14 protein-coding genes are annotated in these 21531 nt (G+C 48.1%); all 14 read right to left on the bottom strand.

Translation table 11 applies throughout. The features are described from left to right. Nucleotides 1-11: 11 nt before the first annotated feature. Nucleotides 12-2927 (bottom strand): ligand-binding sensor domain-containing diguanylate cyclase, encoded by a 2916-nt coding sequence (locus J3U76_RS09050; protein ID WP_208005647.1) that lies wholly within the window; start codon nucleotides 2925-2927, stop codon nucleotides 12-14. A gap of 793 nt (nucleotides 2928-3720) precedes the next feature. After that, entirely contained in the window at nucleotides 3721-4470 is a 750-nt protein-coding gene (locus J3U76_RS09045; protein WP_243454164.1) for a M48 family metalloprotease, read from the bottom strand. Nucleotides 4471-5074: 604 nt separating this feature from the next. Then, nucleotides 5075-6025 (bottom strand): acetyl-CoA carboxylase carboxyl transferase subunit alpha, encoded by a 951-nt coding sequence (gene accA / locus J3U76_RS09040; protein ID WP_208005646.1) that lies wholly within the window; start codon nucleotides 6023-6025, stop codon nucleotides 5075-5077. Nucleotides 6026-6053: 28 nt separating this feature from the next. Then, nucleotides 6054-9521, bottom strand: coding sequence for a DNA polymerase III subunit alpha (dnaE, locus tag J3U76_RS09035; protein ID WP_208005645.1), 3468 nt, complete (start codon nucleotides 9519-9521; stop codon nucleotides 6054-6056). Next, nucleotides 9522-10154 (bottom strand): ribonuclease HII, encoded by a 633-nt coding sequence (gene rnhB, locus J3U76_RS09030; protein WP_208005644.1) that lies wholly within the window; start codon nucleotides 10152-10154, stop codon nucleotides 9522-9524. It lies immediately after the preceding gene. Further along, nucleotides 10151-11377, bottom strand: coding sequence for a lipid-A-disaccharide synthase (gene lpxB / locus J3U76_RS09025; RefSeq protein WP_208005643.1), 1227 nt, complete (start codon nucleotides 11375-11377; stop codon nucleotides 10151-10153). The genes rnhB and lpxB overlap by 4 nt, the downstream gene beginning before the upstream one ends. Beyond that, the gene (gene lpxA, locus J3U76_RS09020) at nucleotides 11352-12143 is read right to left on the bottom strand and encodes an acyl-ACP--UDP-N-acetylglucosamine O-acyltransferase (RefSeq protein ID WP_208005642.1); all 792 of its coding nucleotides are present in this window, start codon (nucleotides 12141-12143) and stop codon (nucleotides 11352-11354) included. The genes lpxB and lpxA overlap by 26 nt, the downstream gene beginning before the upstream one ends. Before the next feature lies 1 nt (nucleotide 12144). Next, complete coding sequence (fabZ, locus tag J3U76_RS09015; protein ID WP_208005701.1) at nucleotides 12145-12606, bottom strand: 3-hydroxyacyl-ACP dehydratase FabZ; 462 nt, start codon at nucleotides 12604-12606, stop codon at nucleotides 12145-12147. 35 nt (nucleotides 12607-12641) lie between these two features. Further along, nucleotides 12642-13664: a UDP-3-O-(3-hydroxymyristoyl)glucosamine N-acyltransferase gene (gene lpxD, locus J3U76_RS09010; RefSeq protein ID WP_208005641.1), complete on the bottom strand. Its 1023-nt coding sequence runs from the start codon at nucleotides 13662-13664 to the stop codon at nucleotides 12642-12644. A 10-nt stretch (nucleotides 13665-13674) separates the two neighbouring features. Beyond that, nucleotides 13675-14169 (bottom strand): OmpH/Skp family outer membrane protein, encoded by a 495-nt coding sequence (locus J3U76_RS09005; protein WP_243454176.1) that lies wholly within the window; start codon nucleotides 14167-14169, stop codon nucleotides 13675-13677. A gap of 592 nt (nucleotides 14170-14761) precedes the next feature. Beyond that, complete coding sequence (bamA, locus tag J3U76_RS09000) at nucleotides 14762-17251, bottom strand: outer membrane protein assembly factor BamA (RefSeq protein WP_424022307.1); 2490 nt, start codon at nucleotides 17249-17251, stop codon at nucleotides 14762-14764. 542 nt (nucleotides 17252-17793) lie between these two features. Beyond that, on the bottom strand, nucleotides 17794-19143 hold the full coding sequence (rseP, locus tag J3U76_RS08995) for a sigma E protease regulator RseP (protein ID WP_208005639.1): 1350 nt from the start codon (nucleotides 19141-19143) through the stop codon (nucleotides 17794-17796). Further along, entirely contained in the window at nucleotides 19143-20333 is a 1191-nt protein-coding gene (ispC, locus tag J3U76_RS08990) for a 1-deoxy-D-xylulose-5-phosphate reductoisomerase (protein WP_208005699.1), read from the bottom strand. The genes rseP and ispC overlap by 1 nt, the downstream gene beginning before the upstream one ends. Next, nucleotides 20333-21208, bottom strand: coding sequence for a phosphatidate cytidylyltransferase (locus tag J3U76_RS08985; protein ID WP_208005638.1), 876 nt, complete (start codon nucleotides 21206-21208; stop codon nucleotides 20333-20335). The genes ispC and J3U76_RS08985 overlap by 1 nt, the downstream gene beginning before the upstream one ends. Between the last annotated feature and the right edge of the window lie 323 nt (nucleotides 21209-21531).

Raw genomic sequence — 21531 nt, 5'->3', positions numbered from 1 at the left:
AATCACCTTATTTACGCCTTATCGTTCGCCGCGCTATATACAACAACTTGATTACGGCCTTGGCGCTTGGCCTGATATAAGGCCTTATCGGCCTGTATCAATAACTGATGTTCATCCACATTATTGGCAATTTGTGCAATGCCAATACTAATTGTTAGCCGTAATTGAGGGGCAATCTCACTATAATCATGGGCCGCCACCGCCAAGCGTACTCGCTCCGCAACCTGATAGGCGGTGTCAGTGTCGGTATCGGGTAACAACACGGTAAACTCTTCGCCTCCCCAGCGGGCAGGATGATCCACATTACGGATCTGCTCTTGGATCACCCCGGCCACCACTTGAATCACCTTATCACCCACCGCATGAGACAAGGTATCATTCACCTGCTTAAAGTGATCAATATCAATCACCATCATGCTTAAGGGCGCACTCTGTCTGGCGAGTCTGGCCATTATCATCGCCAGAGCCTCATCAAAAGCCCGCCTGTTAGGTAGCCCTGTCAGTTGATCTTCACGTGCCTGCAACTCAAAATCTTGGGCTTGCTGTTGCAATTTACTCGTTTTATCCGCCACTTGGCGACTCAGCTCTTGATTATGGTATTCAAAAAATTGTATTCGCCAGCGCAGCACCAGCCAAAACACCACCAGCACTAATGTTACTATTACGCCCCAAAATAGCGGCAACTGCCAAATAAAAGGCAATACCTTTACCGAAACACTCGCCTCTTGCTGGCTCCAATCATCATAAGGGTAAGCCGCCGCTACCCTAAAACGATACTGCCCTGGCGGTAAGTTAGTGTATTCGGCCACCCCTTGGTGATCGCGCATCACCCACTCTTGATCAAACCCCTCTAACAAGGTGCGATACTTAATGCGCTCAGGAATAACAAACCCCAACCCAGCATAATGCAACTGTAAACGTCCACTGCCTGGCTCTAGCACCATATTAGACGCTAAAGAGAGCGGCTTACCGGCCACGCTTACGGTTTCAAGCACCACGGGTAGGTTTTGATTAGCAAATGCAGCTAACCGCTTAGGTTGCACCTGAGCCACCCCTAATGCCGTCGCGATCCAAATTTTTCCATCCGCGGTTGCCACGGCCGATGGCCCAGAGCCACCGTTAGCCTGGCTACTCGCCATGCCATCGCTTTCGTCAAAGTGCTCAAACTCAATCAGCGCTTGCTTACCATCGGCCACATTATGTGCATCGGCTAAACGAATACGCATAATGCCTCTATTGGTGGTTAACCATAAATTGCCTAATTGATCCGCCACGGGCTGAAATACTTTCTCTATCGACAAGCCATGTTTAAGGCCAACAACGGCTAAACTCTTATCAGCATAGCGATAACGCACCAAGCCTCTATCGGTTGCCAACCACATATACTTCCCATTGGGCTCGGCATAAAAACCAAAGGCATACTCGGCATTTTCTTGAGAGTTAAGATACACAGGCGTTATTTTTTGCTGGTGAATAATGGCGGCGCCCACCCCAGTCCCCACCCAAATATCCCCTTTTACCCCTAGGTGCAGGTTCATAATAAAGTTACCCGGCAGGCCATCTTGGGTGCTGTAATTAACAAGGGTATTGTTATTTAATTGGCTTAAGCCGTTGGCGGTTCCTATCCAAATACTGCCCGCTTGGGTGGGTAATATCGCTCGCACTTCATTACTGGGTAGCCCTTGTGCTCTTTGATAACGCGCCACTAATTTTCCATGCTTAATTTGTAATAAACCATGAGTAAAGGTGCCTACCCATAATTCATTTGGGCCCCCTTGCGCCAAGCTTAAAATAGAAGGCACAGTGCCATCGGGCATGGTTAATTCAAGAGGTTGAACATGGCCGTTTTTAATCTGGGTTAATCCGGTACTGGATCCCACCCACACAGAGCCGTCACTGTGGGCCAAGACTGTTCGCACATAGTTGCCTGCCAGGCCATCTTGCTCGGTCACACTGGTAAACGGCACTTCACGTAAGCGCATTAAGCCGCCATTCGTGCCCACCCACATACTGCCTTCTGTGTCTTCAAACAATGACATTACCCGCTGTTCGGGTAATCCATGCTTTACTTCTAAACGTTCAATACCAAATTGGCTAATACGCACTAACCCTCTATCGGCCGTGCCTAGCCAAAGGTCACCACTTTTATCTTGTAAAATACTGATCACAGCTTGCTGTATCTGCTCGCCATAAAGTGAGCGCACTTTACCTTCTTCCATCGCAAACAGCCCTTGTTCAGAGCCAATCAGCAAGCGGTTTCTATCATCAATAAATAATGCCTCGGTCGCCACCAGAGGAATATCATTAATCAGGTGTACTTTGTTATTAGTAATCGACACCAAACCTTTAGCCGTGCCGGCCCAAACACGCCCTGCTTTATCTTCAATTAAGTGATAAACATCTGGGCTAGGTAAGCCTTGCTCAATACTAAAGTGTGCAACGGTCTTTTTGCCATCACGCACATAAATGCCATCGTTTTGCGTTGCTAACCACAATCGCCCGTCGCGGGTAGGCAAGGCATGATTGACCATGGCATCTGCATCTGGCTGTGGCGACCAAGCTTGATGCTGATAGTGACTGATGCCACCGCGCGCTCCTACCACCCATAGTCCTTGGTCGTCTCGGGTTAACCCCCGAATACCGGAGTCTGGTAAACCGCTTTCATCACCTCGTGTAAAAACACGAAACTGACGGCCATTATAACGAACCACGCCCTCCCAAGTTGCAAACCATAAGTAGCCTTGTGCCGTTTGGGCAATATCATTAATGCTATTGTGCGGTAGGCCATCGCGCGTGTTCCAATGATCTTGGTAATAATCAGTAAGCGGGACTGATGCAGCTAATAGAGAAGAAGATAAAAATAAACTCAGCACACATAAAATGGCGCTAATTACCTTACCTCGTTGCAAGCAAAAGTATGTATTCATCCGTGAAGGTTGCCTTAACTGAGGAGGAAAAAAACCATCGGCTATCGCCCGATATTGTCAGCAAAAGATCCTGACACAGCGAGTGAAAAACACAACAATTTAAAGAGGGAAGCGCCCCTTTTTGGGGAGCTGTCAGCCGTAAGCTATCAGCTGTCAGCTGTCAGTTAAAGAAAGCGCTACGACTTACGCCGTAAGTTAAAGATAAGACGGTTTGGGTTGTTCGTACCGCACTCAGCGTAAAGCGTATGGCCGCTCTGCGGTCGGTTTGTTTTTTGTTTGTCTGATAGCTGACAGCTTAAAGCTGATCGCTGCCCGAAGGGCCTGGATTGCCGCGTCGTTGCGCTCCTCGCAATGACCCAAGTGCAATGTTGAATGTTGAATGTTGAATGTTGAATGTTGAATTAACAGACACTAAACACCACACCTAAATCTGCCACGGAACCCACGAAAAGATCAACACAACAGCGATAAACTCTAAGGGTTAAGAGCAAGACCACATACCTGTAGGCTTTGCCTTAACAATAAAAATATCTTGTAGATTTAGTCTCTATTTTTTCGTGGATTTAGCGGATTTCGTTGCAAAATAGGTTTATCTTTTGACCTTCATTCAACATTCACAATTCAGCATTGTCTTTAAAACACGTACCGCATAAAGAAAGCCGGAAGCGCCCCTGAGAAGCTGGAAGCTGGAAGCTGTCAGTTAAAGAAAAGCTCAAACAAACACCCTGCGGCATTTTTATTTTCGGTTTTACTTCCGGCTTCTAGCTTCCGGCTTCAAGCTTATTACCGTCTGTTAGCCGCAGTTTGAATTGGCTGCTGCCGTTCTAGCAGCGGCAATACGCTCTGCACTGGATGGGTGACTAGAAAACAAGCCGCCGCCATTACCTGAATGCTTTAATAGCACTTCTTGGGCACGCATAGCGGCAAAAGGATCCATACCTTGTTGGCACAATACTTCAATACCGTAGGCGTCTGATTCTAACTCATCGCTTTGCGAGAATTGCGCGCTCATAAACTTTTCGCCCATATCAGCATACTCAGACGATGCTAATTCACCCACAGTACCACCCGCTGCAGAAGCTGCTTGGCGTGCCGCTTGAGCTAAATAAGCAGTTTTAAATTGGCTGAGTGAATGCTCAAATTTAATATGACCCACTTCATGACCAATAACAGCCACTAATTCATCATCATTCATTACATCCATCAAACCAGAATACACACGTACAGTGCCATCTGGCATGGCAAAGGCATTAATTTCATCGGCTAAGTAAACCTGAAAGTTAAGCGGCGTAGCATCAACAAAGTTAAGGCCTTTAGTTAGCTTAGCTAAACGCTTGCTATATTTACTATTAGCAGGGGCAATGGTGTTTTCTGAATCCATTTTTTCGGCAGATAAACTGGCTTGAGCTTGCAGTTCATTTTTAGAAATAGTGAGTCCCTTAAACGCAGTCATACCGGCAGTTAAATACTGAGCATGATCATCGGATACACAACCGCTGAGTCCTAGTGTTAAAGCAGTGGCAACCATTAATGTTTTTTTCATTTGTATCTCAATCCTTGTCTATAACAATATTAGCAGCGGTGATGGTACTTTATTTTTTTATTTATATCAGTGGAAATATAAGCTGTAAGTCCAAAAATACGATCTTGGTTATAGATTAGAAACCGTGATTAGGAATAACTGATTAAAACACTGAGGTACTTTATTTTCGGTTTTACTTCAAACTTATTACTATCTGTTAACTGGATTGCCGCGTCGTTGCACTCCTCGCAATGACGACATCTAGGTCATTGCGAGCGCAGCGTGGCAATCCATTCCAAACCAAGGCTATGCGTCTAAAGCTGTACGCCATACGTTAAAAATAAAACGGCTTTGGCTGTTCGTACCGCGCTCAGCGTAAAGCGTAGAGAAAGCCGGAAGCTGAGAGCTAGAAGCGGTAAGCTAAGCAAAAACACAGAGGCATTTTTGTTTTTACTTCCGGCTTCTAGCTTCAAGCTTATTACTATCTGTTAACTGGATTGCCGCGTCGTTGCACTCCTCGCAATGACCCAAGGAAGCGGAGCTGTCTGCTCTCAGGTGTCGTGCATAAAAAAACACCAAGCTAGGCTTGGTGTTTTTTGCTTTTGGCTAGATGTTTGATGCTAACTTAGCAATAACCGTAGCTCATTAAGCGCTGGTAGCGTTGTTCTAATAAGGTATCGGTATCTAGCTTGTCTAATTCAGCTAAATCGCTAATTAAACGGGCTTTTAAAAGCTCAGCCGCTAATGCTGGGTTGCTGTGGGCACCGCCCATAGGCTCTTCTACTATATTATCAATTAGCTTTAACTCGTGAATACGCTGGGCGGTAATGCCCATGGCTTCTGCGGCTAAAGAGGCTTTTTCGGCACTCTTCCATAAAATGGAAGCACAACCTTCAGGAGAGATCACAGAGTAAGTAGAGTATTGCAGCATGTTCACGCGATCACCCACGCCAATGGCCAATGCGCCACCCGAGCCACCTTCACCAATCACGGTACAAATAACCGGCACTTTTAAGCCCGACATTACTTTAAGGTTGCGAGCAATGGCTTCACTTTGGCCGCGCTCTTCAGCGCCTACGCCTGGGTAAGCACCCGGCGTATCAATAAAGGTCAGAATGGGCATATTAAAGCGTTCTGCCATTTCCATTAGGCGCAACGCTTTGCGATAACCTTCTGGGCGAGGCATACCAAAGTTACGACGAATTTTCTCTTTGGTTTCGCGACCTTTTTGCTGGCCAATCACCATAACTGGACGACCATCTATGCGGGCTACACCGCCAACCATGGCTTTGTCATCGGCATAGGCACGATCCCCTGCCAACTCATCAAAATCACCAAAGATATGCTCTAAATAATCTAGGGTATAAGGGCGACGCGGATGGCGAGCCAACTGCGAAATTTGCCAAGGGCCTAAGTTGGAAAAGACTTTTTTAGTCAGTTCATCGCGCTTACCTTCCAGACGACTCACTTCTTCGTCTAAATCAACAGCATCCCCTTCATTTACATGACGAAGCTCTTCGATTTGGGCCTGTAGCTCGGCAATCGGTTGTTCAAAATCCAGAAATTGGTGGCTCATAAGTCCCTCAGTTCAAAAATGGTTCGACTCAAAAGAGTAGCTCAACTTTATTCGGTCCAAGCAATTGCGTTAACGATGTTAACACCTCGTCGGTGGGGGTCACCCGCCACTCGGTGCCTAACATCAATTGCGCCCGCGCTCCCGGTCGATAATAGGTAACACTAACAGGACACACTCCCGCCCGAACTGGGGTCAGTATGTCCAATAATTGATTAAAAAAGTGCTGATCAATTTGACTGCTATTAATATTTAGCGCCAAACCACGAGCAAAACGCTCGCGGGCATCACTCATGTCTAGCACTTCCCGTGCCGACATCTTAAGCCCGCCATTAAAATCATCAAAGCTGACCTGTCCGCTAATAACCAGGATTTTATCCTTTTCTAGCAAAGACTCATAGCGTTCTAATGCATCCGAGAACAAGGTGATGTCTAATCGTCCCGAACGATCGTCTAAGGTTAAAATACCCATGCGATTACCACGCTTGGTGGTCATCACCCTAGCAGCAATCACCAAACCCGCCGCCGTGGTTATTTTATCGCGGCTGGTGGCCTGCAATTCATTTAAGCGCCCGGTGGTGTAATTGCGCAATTCTTTGGCATATTGATTAATGGGGTGCCCGGTTAAATACAAACCTAAGGTGTCGCGCTCACCGTCTAACCATATTTTATCAGGCCATTTAGGTACGTCTACAAAGGCATGCTCGGTTTTTTCCTCTTCTACTAAAACGCCAAACATATCACTTTGGCCCAACGCTTCGGCTTTAGCATGTTGTTCCGCAGCTTTCATCGCTTCAGCCAAGGTCGCCATAGTAGCAGCACGGTGGGGGCCTAAACGGTCCATAGCGCCAGAATACACCAGCTTTTCCATCACCCGTTTATTGAGCTTTTTAAGGTCTACCCTGTTACAAAAATCAAATAAGTCTCTAAAAGGTCCGGCTTCTCGTGCCGCTAATATAGAGTCAATGGGCCCCTCGCCCACGCCTTTAATGGCCCCAATGCCATAAACAATTTCGCCTTGCTCATTCACCGTAAAGCGATAACGCCCCGAGTTCACATCCGGCGGCAGCAAGGTTAACCCCATGCGCTGGCACTCATCCACCAAGGTTACCACTTTATCGGTGTTATCCATATCGGCCGTCATTACCGCCGCCATAAACTCCGCCGGATAATGGGTTTTTAGCCACAAGGTTTGATAAGACACCAAGGCGTAAGCGGCAGAGTGCGATTTATTAAAACCATAACCGGCAAATTTTTCTACCAAGTCGAAGATTTTCATCGCCAACTCGCCGTCTATGCCATTGGCCACCGCGCCCGCTTCAAAACCTGCGCGCTGCTTGGCCATTTCTTCGGGTTTTTTCTTACCCATGGCTCGACGTAATAAGTCGGCCTGCCCCAATGAATAGCCTGCCAATACCTGAGCAATCTGCATCACCTGCTCTTGATAGAGGATAATGCCATAAGTGGGCTCAAGGGTGGTTCTTAATGACTCGTGTTGCCAGGTTTCATCGGGAAAAGACACCGCTTCTCGACCGTGTTTACGGTCAATAAAGTTATCCACCATGCCCGACTGCAAAGGCCCAGGTCTAAACAGGGCCACTAGGGCTATCATGTCTTCAAAACAGTCGGGTTGCAGGCGCTTAATTAAGTCTTTCATGCCCCGTGATTCAAGCTGAAACACGGCCGTGGTTTCATAACGCTTTAGCACCCTAAATGACGCTGGGTCATCCATGGGAATGGCGGCAATATCAACCGGTGCTTGCCCCTGGGCTTCAAGCTTGGGGTTAATCATGCCCAAGGCCCAGTCGATAATGGTAAGGGTACGTAGCCCTAAAAAGTCAAACTTAACCAACCCCGCTTCTTCTACGTCGTCTTTATCAAACTGAGTAACGGGATTATGGCCGTGCTCATCACAATATAACGGCGCAAAATCGGTAATACGGGTAGGGGCAATTACCACGCCGCCGGCGTGTTTACCGGCATTACGGGTCACACCTTCAAGCTTGCGCGCCATATCAACCAAGGCTTGCACTTCTTCGTCTTGGTCGTAGAGCTCGGGCAGTTTAGGCTCAGCGTCAAAGGCTTTAGCCAAGGTCATACCAGGCTCGGGAGGAATAAGCTTAGAAATGCGCTCCACAAAGCCATAAGGATGGCCCAGCACCCGGCCCACATCGCGGATTACCGCTTTGGCGGCCATGGTACCAAAGGTAATAATTTGGCTTACCGCATCACGGCCATATAAATCGGCTACGTGATCGATCACTTCGTCGCGGCGGTCCATGCAAAAGTCGACATCAAAGTCGGGCATAGATACCCGCTCTGGGTTTAGGAAACGCTCAAACAGTAAGTCGAATTCAAGAGGGTCTAAGTCGGTAATTTTAAGGGCATAAGCCACCAAAGAGCCCGCCCCCGAGCCACGCCCAGGCCCCACCGGAATACCGTTATCTTTTGACCACTGAATAAACTCCATAACGATCAAAAAGTAACCCGGAAAGCCCATTTGGTTAATCACGCCCAGCTCAATATCTAAGCGTTCATCATATTCAGGGCGTTTTTCGGCCCGCACCGCTTCATCAGGAAATAAAAACGCCAGCCGCTCTTCTAAGCCTTCTTGGGAGCATTTTACTAAAAAATCGGCAATGCTCATCTCACCGGTCGGAAAATCAGGCAAAAAATACTCGCCCAAGCGCACGGTAACGTTACAACGCTTAGCAATTTCTACGGTATTGGCCAAAGCTTCAGGAATATCACTAAATAGCTCAGCCATCTCGCTGGGGCTTTTTAGGTATTGCTCTGGGCTATAACGTTTGGGCCGGCGTTTATCTTCAAGGGTAAAACCATCATGAATGGCCACCCGTACTTCATGGGAGTCAAAGTCATCTTTATCAAGAAACACCACTTCGTTGGTGGCCACTACCGGCAACTGTTCGCGCTCGGCAAGGCTCACCGCCATATGTAGGTAAGTTTCTTCATCGGGGCGTTCGGTACGCTGCAGCTCTAAATAATAACGATCGGCAAAATGGCGCTGATAAAACGCCACGCATTCACTCACTAAGGCATCGTTACCTTTAAGCAGGCCTATGCCCACATCCCCTTCAAGCCCCCCCGACAACACAATGATGCCGTCGTTAAATTCAGTGAGCCAAGCTTTATCCACCAAGGGTAAATGCTGCACATGGCCACGCTCATACGCAGCAGAAATAATGCGGGTTATGTTTTGATAGCCGTCGTTATTCATGGCCAGCAAGGTTAAGCGAAATACCTGCTCACCTAACTCATCGCCCTGCACCCAAATATCACAGCCCACTAACGGCTTTAAGCCTTTACGGTGGCTGTCACCATAAAAGCGTACCAAGCCACACATATTCATTTGATCGGTCAGCGCAATGGCCGGATAGCCTAATTCTTGGCAGCGCTGATTAATGGGGCCAATTTTTGCGACACCATCAACCAAAGAAAAGTCAGAGTGTACGCGCAAATGAATAAAGGGCGTGGTCATTTATCTTTCTCGTACTGGGGTTAACAAGGCGTCTTGCTGCAATTGCGCCGCCACAGGCTTAAAGCTGCGTCTATATTCAGGCAACACGCCGTGCTCGCTTAGCGCGGCAAAATGAGCTTTGGTGGGGTAGCCTTTGTGCTGAGCAAAGCCATATTGGGGGTGGCATTTATCAAGCTCAAGCATGTCTTGATCTCGCGCGACTTTGGCCAATATAGAAGCGGCACTTATTTCTGCCACTCGGCTATCACCTTTTACCACCGCCTGCGCGGGCATAGGTAACTGCGGGCAGCGGTTACCGTCAATAAACACAAATCCGGGTTGTATATTTAATGCCGCTACGGCACGGCTCATGGCCAACATGGTGGCGTGCAAAATATTTAGCTCATCAATTTCTGCCGGCGTACAGCGGCCAATGGCCCACGCCAATGCCTGCTCGCGAATAAGCGGCGCTAATAATTGGCGCTTTTTATCGCTTATTGTCTTAGAGTCACCTAAGCCAGCAATGGGGCGCTTGGGGTCTAATATCACCGCCGCCGTCACCACATCGCCCACCAAGGGGCCGCGCCCCACTTCGTCAACACCGGCGACTAACACCCCTTGAGGGTAGACAATGTCTGCTAGGGGCTTGCTCATTGTGCACTCGCCTGTGCGCTGGGTATCAGTGATAACACTGCTAATGCGGCTTGTTCATCGGCATTGCAACGAATTTGCTTATGTAAGCGAGAAAATTCGCTTAATAGCTCGCTGGTATCAAAATTAATCAGCTTACTCACTTCATCGGCAATATTATCGGGCGTGCATTCATGCTGAATAAGCTCAGGCACCAACATATGATCGGCTAACAGATTGGGCAAAGAAGCATAAGCAGTATGAACAATCTTATTGGCTAACCAATAGCTAAAGGGCTTAAATTTATAGCCCACCACCATGGGTTTTTTCGCCAGCATCGCCTCTAAGGTGGCCGTGCCAGAGGCCAACAAGACAATATTGGCAGCCGTCATGACCTCTCGCCCTTGCCCCTCAATCATAATCACTTCTAATTGCGGCGCTACTTGCTCTTTAATCGCTAAAAACTCAGCACGACGTTTAGGATTGACTAAAGGCACCACAAATTCTAATTCGGGGTGGCGTACTTTTAGCTGTTGGCAGGCGGCTAAATACACTGGGCTTAATAAGGTCACTTCCGCATGGCGGCTACCGGGTAATAAGGCAAGGTAATGCCCATCAGGTTTTAACCCCAGTCGCTCCCGCGCCCCTTGGGTGTCGGGCACCAGCGGCATTTTATCGGCCAAGGTATGACCAATAAAGCGACAAGGTGCGTCAAAGCGATCGTAAAAGGCTTTTTCAAAAGGTAAGAAAGCCAGCACCATATCGGTGGCGCGCTTTATTTTATGAATGCGGTTTTGTCGCCATGCCCACACCGAGGGGCTCACGTAATGTAAGGTAGCAATGCCGGCTTGGCGTAACTTAAGCTCGGTGTCGATATTAAAATCGGGGGCATCTATGCCCACAAACACATCCGGTGGATTATCAAGAAAGTGGCGAATAATTTGCTTACGAATACGCAATATTCGCGGCAATCGGCCTAGCACTTCGACTAAGCCCATTACCGATAATTCATCCATCTCAAATAAGGCTGTACAGCCCTCGGCCACCATTTGTGGCCCGGCAATACCTTCAAACACGGCATTGGGGTGGCGTTTACGCAATTCACGTATTAGCCCCGCCCCTAGGGTATCGCCCGACACTTCGCCCGCCACTAAGCCAATGCGTAACGGACGCTGTTCAAATGAAGTTGGCGTGCTCGCAACCTCAGTGGATAAATAAGACTCAGGCACGAATAATACCGCGCTCATTGGTCTTTAAAAATTCAATCATGGGGCCTACCTCTGACTGTTGCACATTGAGCGCTTCTAGCTCAGGGAGTACATCGGCCACGGTTTTACCGCTTCTAAAAATAATTTTGTAGGCTTTTTTAATGGCCGAAATAGCTTCAGGTGAAAAACCACGACGGCGCAGGCCCTCGGAGTTTACACCAAAGGGTTTGGCATAAAGCCCTGCCGCCATTACATAGGGTGGCACGTCTTTATTTAATGCCGCACAACCGGCAATAAAGGCATGGCTGCCCACACGGCCAAACTGATGAATGGCCGCATGACCACCAAAAATCACGTGCGAACCAATATGCACATGGCCTGCCAAGGTGGCGTTATTAGCAAAAATGCAATCGCTACCAATACGACAGTCGTGTGCCACATGCACATTCACCATAAATAGATTACGGCTACCCACTTGGGTTAGGCTTTCATCTTGACTGGTGCCACGGTGAAAAGTGCAAGACTCACGGATCACGTTATCGTCGCCAATTTCCAGCCGAGTTAACTCGCCGGTATACTTTTTATCTTGGCAGTCTTCCCCTATCGAGCAAAACTGAAAAATATGATTACGTTCACCAATACGAGTTGGCCCTTTAATCACAACATGAGGGCCAATCCAGCAGTTATCGCCAATTTCAACGTCGGCACCAATTAAGGTCCAAGGGCCAATTTCGACCCCCTTTCCTATTTTAGCGCTGGGGTGAACAATGGCGGTTTCATGGATCTTTGCACTTTGTTCGGTCACATTAACCTCCGCGTTTGGCACACATTAATTCTGCGCTACACACCACTTCACCATCTACGGTGGCCACACCAGTAAACTTAGCAATGCCACGGCGCTCTTTTAAATACACCACATCCAATACCAGTTGATCTCCGGGTACCACAGGGCGCTTAAAGCGAGCATTATCAATAGAGGCAAAATAGTACAGCTCGCCAGGAGCCGGCTTACCCACCATTTTAAAGGCCAAAATACCGGTGGCTTGTGCCATGGCTTCTAAAATAAGCACACCCGGAAATACCGGCTTACCCGGAAAATGCCCCGTAAACATAGGCTCGTTGAAAGACACATTCTTAATGCCTCTCAGGGTCTTGCGCTCTGGGCTAATTTCATAATGCGCCACTTTATCTACCATCAAAAACGGGTAGCGATGGGGCAGTAGTTCCAGAATTTCCTGGATATCTAACTGATTATTCTCGGTATTCAGTTCGTCATTCAAAATGTAACCCTACCAAATTGTGCTTAATTTTTTTTGTCTGACTGCTTTTCAAGCTGATGTAATCGCTTGTGCATATCGTCGATGCGCATCACTCGTGCCGCCGTCTTACGCCACTCTTTATTGGGCTGCAACGGAATACCGGACGAATAGATGCCTGGTTCAGTAATAGAGCGCATCACCATGCCCATGCCGGTCACAGTGACTCCATCACAAATTTCTATATGGCCGTTAATAACAACCGCCCCACCAATAATACAGTATTTACCTACTTTTAGACTACCCGCCATTACAGTTCCACCGGCAACGGCACTGCCATAACCAATTTGAACGTTGTGGGCAATCTGGCATAGGTTGTCAATAATCACATTATCGGCAATGCAAGTATCGCCTAGCGCACCGCGGTCAATAGTGGTACCGGCGCCAATTTCTACGCGATTCCCTATTACCACAGTGCCAAGCTGCGGAATTTTAACCCATTCGCCTTTATTATTGGCATAGCCAAAACCGTCACTGCCAATCACAGCCCCCGATTGTACCAGACAGTTATGCCCTAGGGTGACTCTATGATAAAGCGTCACATTCGCCCACAGTCGCGTATTAGCCCCTAACTGCACGCCCTCACCAATTACACAGCCAGCACCAACCGCAACCCCATCGGCTAAAACCACTCCCGACTCAATTACGGCATTGGCACCAATAGAGACGCCCTCGCCTAGCTGCACATCTTCAGCAATCACCGCACTGGGGTGAATGCTCACCGCTTGGCGCGGTGTGGTGTCTAGTGCTTGAGCCGCCAGAGCAAACCCTAAATACGGGTCGTCCATCACTAAACAAGGCACGGCACAGGCAGCCACATCGGTGGCCTTTACAATAACGGCCGCTGCTTGAGTAGACTCAAGCAAGTGCTGATATTTATTATCCGACAAAAACGCCACATCTTCTGGGCCCGCTTTGTCTAGGGTATTAACTCTGTGAATCATCACATTGGCGTCGCCTTTAAAGTCGGCGTTTAGCCGCTCTGCCAATGCTTGTAAGCTAATTGTCATAACACTTGCTCTACTTGCTCACTCGACTGATCACTTGTTGGGTGATATCGAGGCTAGGTGAAACATGAATAACAGCCCCACGCTCAACCACCAAGTCGATTCCTTGCGACTGGGTAATTTGAGTCACGGCACTTTGAATACTTTTTAGCATTTTTTGACGTTCTTCGCTTTCACGACGCGCCTGATCTTGCTCGAGTTTACGACGTTTTTGCACATAAGAACCCTGCATTTCGTTAAGTTTCTTTTGCGCGCTCGCTTTTTGATCGTCGTTCATAAAAGCCATGTCTTTTTGCTGCTTTTCAATAAAGCGGCGACCATCGGCTTCCAGTTTTTTAACTTCTTTTACTCGGCTGGCAAACTCGCCTTTAAGCTTATTGGCCACACGGTCACGCTGCGGCATTTTTTGAAACACCAAGGCCGTATCCACCACTGCTACTTTAGTATTTTGTGCCTGCACCGCACCTGCACTCAATACCAACACCAATACACCAAAAATCTTCATCATCTGTTGCAAAATATTCTCCTTAAAACAAAGCGAAAAGTTATAAGCTAGAAGCTAGAAGTTAAAAAAACTAAACACAAACCCTAGTTTACTTGTCATTGCGAGCGCAACGAAGCGAAGCAATCCATCCTTCAGTTTTTATTTTTGGTTTTACTTCCGGCTTCTAGCTTCAAGCTTATTACTGCCTGTTACATAGATTGCCGCGTCGTTGCACTCCTCGCAATGACGACATTGGGTCATTGCAAGGCACGAAGCAATCCATCCCAAATAAAGCTATACGTCTAACGCTGACCGCCTTACGTTAACAATAAAACCAGCTTTGGCTGTTCGTACAGCGCTCAGCGTAAAGCGTAGAGAAAGCCGGAAGCTGAGAGCTGAGAGCTGAGAGCTGAGAGCTGGAAGCGGTAAGCTAAGCAAAAACACAGAGGCATTTTTGTTTTTACTTCCGGCTTCTAGCTTCAAGCTTATTACTATCTGTTAACTGGATTGCCGCGTCGTTGCACTCCTCGCAATGACGCCATTGGGGTCATTGCGAGCGCAGCGAAGCAATCCAGGTCTTCTCTTCCAGCTTCCAGCTTCCAGCTTCAAGCTGATCTTAAAACGTTCTACCTATGTTGAAGTTAAACACTTCGGTACGATCGCCTTCTACTTCTTTGAGCGGTGTGGCCAATGAGAACACCAGTGGGCCCAGTGGCGACAACCACTGCATGCTCACACCCGTTGAAACACGAATGTTAGATGGATCACCAAAGTCATAAATTAAATCACAGTTTTCAACACAGTCACTCTCGTATCGGCCTTGGTACTTAGTATTCCAAACCGTACCTGCATCTACAAACACGCTAGTGCGTAAAGAGCGTTGTAAATCTTCATTAGCAAACGGCGTAGGCACAATTAACTCAACCGAGCCTGCAATTAACGCATTACCGCCAATGGTGCTGTCATCGCCACGATATTCACCCGTAGGATTACCATTTGCATCTTTAATTGAATATACCGCTCTTGGCCCTACCGAGTTACTCTTAAAGCCACGCAGGGTGCTAAAGCCGCCACCGTAGTAGTTTTCAAAGAAAGGTAAGCGCTGATCACCCTTGCTGGCATCGCCATAGCCATCACCAAACGAAGCTCTAAATTTCCCCGCTAGCACCCAGTTATGATCACGGTCAATCGGGAAGTAATGGGCATCATCAAAACTGGTTTTATAGTACTGCAAGTCGGATCCGGGCACTGTCACCTTAAGCGACAAGTTCTGACGACTACCGGCAGTGGCAAAGTAGCCTCGGTTTAGCGTATTACGAGTCCAACCTGCGGTAAGATCAAAGGTGTCGAAACTTAATTCATTCTCGCCAGACACATTCTCATCGTGCAGCTGCCAAAAAAGATCGAGCTGATCGTAGCTATTACCGGCGCTGGGCTTACCCAGCGTATTGTGTTCATAACCCGCACTAAAGTTAAGTCGGTTATCTTCGTTTACCGGCAGGCCGCTTAAGGCACGCACGCCATACAGAGTGCTGTCGTAATCGGCTAAGTTAGCGTCGCGAGCATCAAATTTACGATAATACACTCGTCCGCCAAGGCTAACGCCATCTACAGTAAAGTAAGGGTCAGTAAAGTCTAATGACACATCTTTAGAGTAATCATTCATTTGTGAGTTAATACCCACTCGATTACCCGTGCCTAAAAAGTTTTCTTGTTGCAGGCCGGCCTGAATACTAAAGCCCGAGTCGGTACCAAAGCCCACCCCAAAGTTAATCGAGCCTGCTGGTTGCTCTTTCACACTCACATCTAGATCAACCAAGTCGGCTTCACCAGGCACGCGGCGGGTTTCTATTTCAGCACTTTCAAAATAGCCTAAACGGTTTAAGCGGGTGCGCGACTGCGTAATATCTTCGCTCGACAAGCTCGCCCCTTCCATTTGGCGCATTTCGCGGCGTAGCACTTCGTCTTTAGTAATAATGTTGCCGCTAAAGTTAATACGACGCACATAAACACGGTTACCCGGGTCTACATTTACCACTAACTCTATGGTTTTATTGGCTTCATCTACTTGCGGAAAAGTCGAAATTTTAGGGTAAGCATAACCAAAGCGACCTAAAAACTTAGATAGCACCGACTCCATGTGGGCCACATCGGCGGCGGAATATAAATCACCGACTTCTAAGGGGATCAGCTGCTCTAACTCAGACTGGCGATCAACCAAGTTACCGCGCAAGCTCACGCCAGATACCGTATAACGATCACCCTCATTAATATTAAGGGTAATGTATACCCCTTCTTTATTCGGTGACATGGCCACTTGGGTAGAGCTTATCTCGGCTTTTAAATAGCCGCGATCGCGATAATAAGAGCGTAGCGTTTCTATGTCACCGGCCAGCTTTTGCTTTTGGTAACGCTGATCGCCCATAATATTCCACCAAGGCACACTGTCGGTTAGCTCAAGCTGAGACAATAGCTGTTTCTCACTAAAGTCTTGATTACCCACAATGTTAATTTGCTTTATTTCTGCTGCAGCACCTTCTACAAACTCAAATTTTAAGTCTACCCGGTTACGTGGCAGCGGCGTAAGCACGGCTTTTACCTTGGCAGAGTATTTACCCACACCGTAGTAGAAGTCTTCTAGGCCTTTTTCTAGTGAGCTAAGTGTAGTGCGATCGAGTGGCTCGCCCACACGCACCCCAGCGCCTTCTAGGCTTTGCTGTAGCTGCTCTTCTTTAATTTCTTTGTTGCCACTAAAGTTAATACTAGAAATAGTTGGCCGTTCAGTAACCTGCACCACTAAAATGCCATTATCACGCAGCAATTGAACGTCTTCAAAGTTACCTGAGGCATAGAGGCTTTTAATGGCCTGAGCCAAACTGTCGCTGTCGACCTCTTCGCCAATACGCACCGGTAAGCTCAATAAAGTGGCGCCCAAAGTAACGCGTTGCAAGCCATTAACTTGAATGTCTTGTACTACAAAAGGAGTGACCGCACCTTGAGCCTGCGCCAGCATACTAGCACCCAGTAGGCATGAGGCAACCAGCGTCTTTGTAAAAACCGGCGCTTTGGGCACCTTAGTTTTATGTGCCTTTTCTGTATCTAGCATGATCTGACTTTATCCTTGTAAATAGTTTTGTAAATTCAGTAAGCGCTGGGCGCTTATTTAAACTTTTGTTTATTTGGCTGCTCTATGCCCGACGCTGTCATTGCGAGAGAAAGCCGGAAGCTCAGAGCTGGAAGCGGTAAGCTAAACAAAAACACTGAGACATTTTTATTTTTGGTTTTACTTCCGGCTTCAAGCTTCTAGCTTATTACTGTCTGTTCAATAGATTGCCGCGTCGCTGCGCTCCTCGCAATGACGACATTTGGGTCATTGCGAGGTACGAAGCAATCCATTCCAAACCAAAGCTATACGTCTAACGCTGACCGCCTTACGTTAAAAAATCCAACCCTGTGTAGGGTCGAATTCATTCGACCGATTTTAAGCCGTGCCATGGTTTTTGTGCGAATAAATTCGCCCCTACAAACGACAAGAGCAGAAAACACCGGTTTTGTTTTTTCGTACAGCGCTCAGCGTAAAGCGTATAGCTGCCTGTGCGATGGATTGCCGCGTCGCTGCGCTCCTCGCAATGACAACATCAGTCAGGGTTACAGCCTTGTAAAATCGTTAAATAGCGCTAGGCCCATTAGCATCATTAATAATGCGGCGCCAATTTTAAAACCCACTTCTTGTATTTTTTCTGGTACCGGACGGCCGGTAATGGCTTCAATGATGTAAAACAACAGGTGGCCACCGTCTAACACCGGCAGAGGTAACAGGTTAATAATGCCTAAGTTAACACTCACCAATGCCATAAAGCCTAAAAAGTACACCAAGCCGTAATCGGCGGTCGCTCCTGCCCCTTTGGCAATCGAAATAGGGCCACTTAAATTATCAACCGACACCACGCCCGTTACTAACTTACCCAGCATTTGAAAGGTGAGTACCGTTAAGTCCCAAGTGCGATCTATCCCGGCACCCACAGCCGAAAACAGGCCATAGCGTAAATCAAAGCGATATTCGTCCGCCACGGGCAACACTTTAGGCGCCAAACCGGCATAACCAATGACACGTTCACTGGTCTCGTGACGAGCAGGGGTAAGTACTAAGCTGAGTCTCTGACCCTCGCGCAGCACATCCAGTTCCAATTCTTTTTCAGGAGAGGCTTGCACCTTGCTCACCAGCTGTTGCCAGTCGGTTAGCGTTTCGCCATCTACCGCTTGTAACAGGTCACCGTTTTTTATGCCAGCTTGACTAGCGGGCCCATCTTCAAGCACTTGCGCCACGGTAAGCGTTAACTTGGGCCCCACAGGCACTAACCCAAGTGCGCTTATGGGTGACTGTTCGTCGGGATCAAATTCCCATCCAATTAAGTTAATACGGGCTTGCTGAGCTTGGCCGGCACTATTTTTCACTGCAAACTCAGTACTGTCGTCCCCTAAACGACCGATCAGTGCAAAGTTAACGTCTTCCCACGTGCGCACAGCTTTACCATCAATAGCTTGAATTTCCATCCCCGGTAATAGGCCAGCTTCTGCGGCGGGTGATGAAGCCGTAACTTCATTAAGCACCGGCTTAACTGCCGGCACCCCAATTAAAAACATCAGCCAAAACGCAAAAATGGCAAACACAAAGTTTGCCATTGGCCCGGCCACTACCACCGCCATTCTTGCCCATACAGACTTATGATTAAACGCCTGATCTTTTAGTGCCTCGGGCACGTCTTCTACTCGGCTGTCGAGCATTTTGACATAACCGCCTAACGGGATCATCGCCAGTACATATTCGGTACCGTCTTTGCCCACTCTGCGCCAAATGGCTTTACCAAAGCCAATAGAAAACCGCTCTACTTTAATGCCATTGCGTCTGGCCACCCAAAAGTGACCAAATTCATGCACGGCCACTAATACGCCAAGCGCCACAATAAATGCGCCCAAGTTCCACAAAAAGCCGCCCATTACCGCTTCCTTATTTCTGCTGTTGCACAGTCTCGTGCCCGAGTATCTTGCGCTATTATGTCATCTAAATGACGCACTTGCGTACTGCCCAACTGCTGCATCACCGCCTCATTCACTTCTGCTATCGCCATAAAGCCTAACTGGCCCGCTAAAAAAGCTGCCACGGCCACTTCGTTAGCCGCATTTAATGCTGTGGTGGCCCCTTGGCCACTGGCACAGGCATCTATAGCCAGCTTTAAACACGGGTAACGCCCCATGTCGGGCGCCATAAAACTTAAATCACTGAGGGTACAAAAATCAAGAGGCGCCACGCCCGAGGCAATCCGATTAGGATAAGCCAAGGCATGAGCAATGGGGGTCATCATATCGGGTTGGCCCAGTTGCGCCAATACCGAGCCATCGGAATATTGCACCATAGAATGCACCACAGACTGCGGGTGCACCAATACCTGAATTTGCTCAGGCGCGGCATTAAATAACCAGCGCGCCTCTATATATTCCAAACCTTTATTCATCATGGTGGCGGAGTCGACTGAAATTTTCGGCCCCATAGACCAGTTAGGGTGAGCAATGGCTTGTGCCGGCGTAACCGCGGCTAACTCAGAGATAGGGGTATAACGAAACGGGCCGCCCGAGCCAGTGAGTAAAATTTTACTGACACCCGCGTCTGTTAAGCAACCGCGCCCCGGGTTTTGTTGCAAGGTATTTGGCAGGCACTGAAAAATGGCATTATGCTCACTGTCTATCGGTAATAGCTCGGCGCCATAGCGGTGCACACTGTTAATAAACAGCTCGCCGCTCATGACCAAGGCTTCTTTATTGGCCAGCAACACTCGCTTACCGGCCTCTACCGCCGCCAAGGTAGACAACAAACCCGCCGCCCCCACAATGGCCGCCATTACCGTGGTCACTTCGGGCTCACGAGCCACTTCACAAAGCGCATTGGCGCCACTTAATACCTGAGTATTAACGCCCAATTGCGCCAACTCATGACGCAAATCACGGGCCGCCACCTCATCAACCATAACCGCATAACGAGGCACAAACTCCACACAGTCTTTCACCATGGCCGCCACATTGCGATACGCACTTAGGGCAAAAAGTGAAAACTGCTCAGGATGTTGGCGCACCACAGCCAAGGTACTTTGACCAATAGAGCCAGACGCCCCTAATACAGTAAGCGTTTGCATCATCCTAACAACCACACCACGACCACAAACACCGGCAGTGCTGCAGTTAAACTATCAATGCGATCCATAATGCCACCATGCCCTGGCAAAATAGAACCTGAGTCTTTTAAGCCCGCTTCGCGCTTAAACATACTCTCGGTTAAATCACCCAACACAGAGGCCAATACCGCCACTACAGAAGCAATTAACAACACCTGGCTTTGCCCCGGTGCCAAATTAACACTTTGCGTTACAATCACCGCCAACACAGTGGCCGCCACTACGCCCCCCAACATCCCCTCTAGGGTTTTGCCCGGGCTTACATTAGGGCACAGCTTACGCTTACCAAAGGCTTTACCCGCAAAATAAGCGCCAGTATCAGCCACCCATACCAGTGACATTACAAACAGCAGTAACCAAGCACCGTAATAGGTGTCTACGTCATATTGATAACTGCGCAGCGCCAGCAGTGCAAAATAAAAGGGTACCAAGCTAAATAAGGCACACATCGCCTTAGTCGCTGGGTTTTCACGCCATAATGCACTACTACGCGGAAAACTAACCACCATACCAAGAGCCACTAACCACCACACAGCACCTGCACTTAATAACCAAGCTGCATACTTATATAAGCCATTAGCCAATGTGTTGGGCCCCGCCTCTGCGCTCCATATATGCTCAATAGGCACAACGCCCATTAAGCCAAACAGCACTAGAGCCAACGACACCATAAACACACTAGAGCGCTCTGCATCAATAAAGCGACCCCATTCAAACGCCGCCAGCAAAAACACCCCGCCGGCAAACAGCGAGAAGTAAGTTAACGGTAAAAAAAACATCGCCGCCAACACCACAGGCACCAAACACAAAGCCGTAATAATTCTTAGTTTTAACAAAGTAAAATCCTTAAAACACAGCTAAAAGCTTGAAGCTATAAGCTTGAAGCTCGAAGTTAAAAAACTAAACACAAACCCTAGTTTGCTTGTCATTGCGAGAGACGAAGCAATCCCTCCCAAACGAAAGCTATACGTCTAACGCTGACCGCCTTACGTTAAACAATAAAACCCTGTGTAGGGTCGAATTCATTCGACCAAAAGAGCACGGTACGTTTTACGCCGACCGCCTTACGTCAAAGAAAGCAGCCCAGGCTGATTGACTGGGGCTTTCTCTTTTAGCTTGGTGCTGGGCGCTAGGCGCTAGGCGCTGTCATTTTTGTGCG

The sequence above is a fragment of the Oceanisphaera pacifica genome (assembly GCF_017498065.1).
Lineage (GTDB): Bacteria > Pseudomonadota > Gammaproteobacteria > Enterobacterales > Aeromonadaceae > Oceanimonas > Oceanimonas pacifica.
The sequence above is the reverse complement of the archived record's forward strand: the minus strand, read 5'-3'. Positions and strand labels throughout refer to the sequence as shown.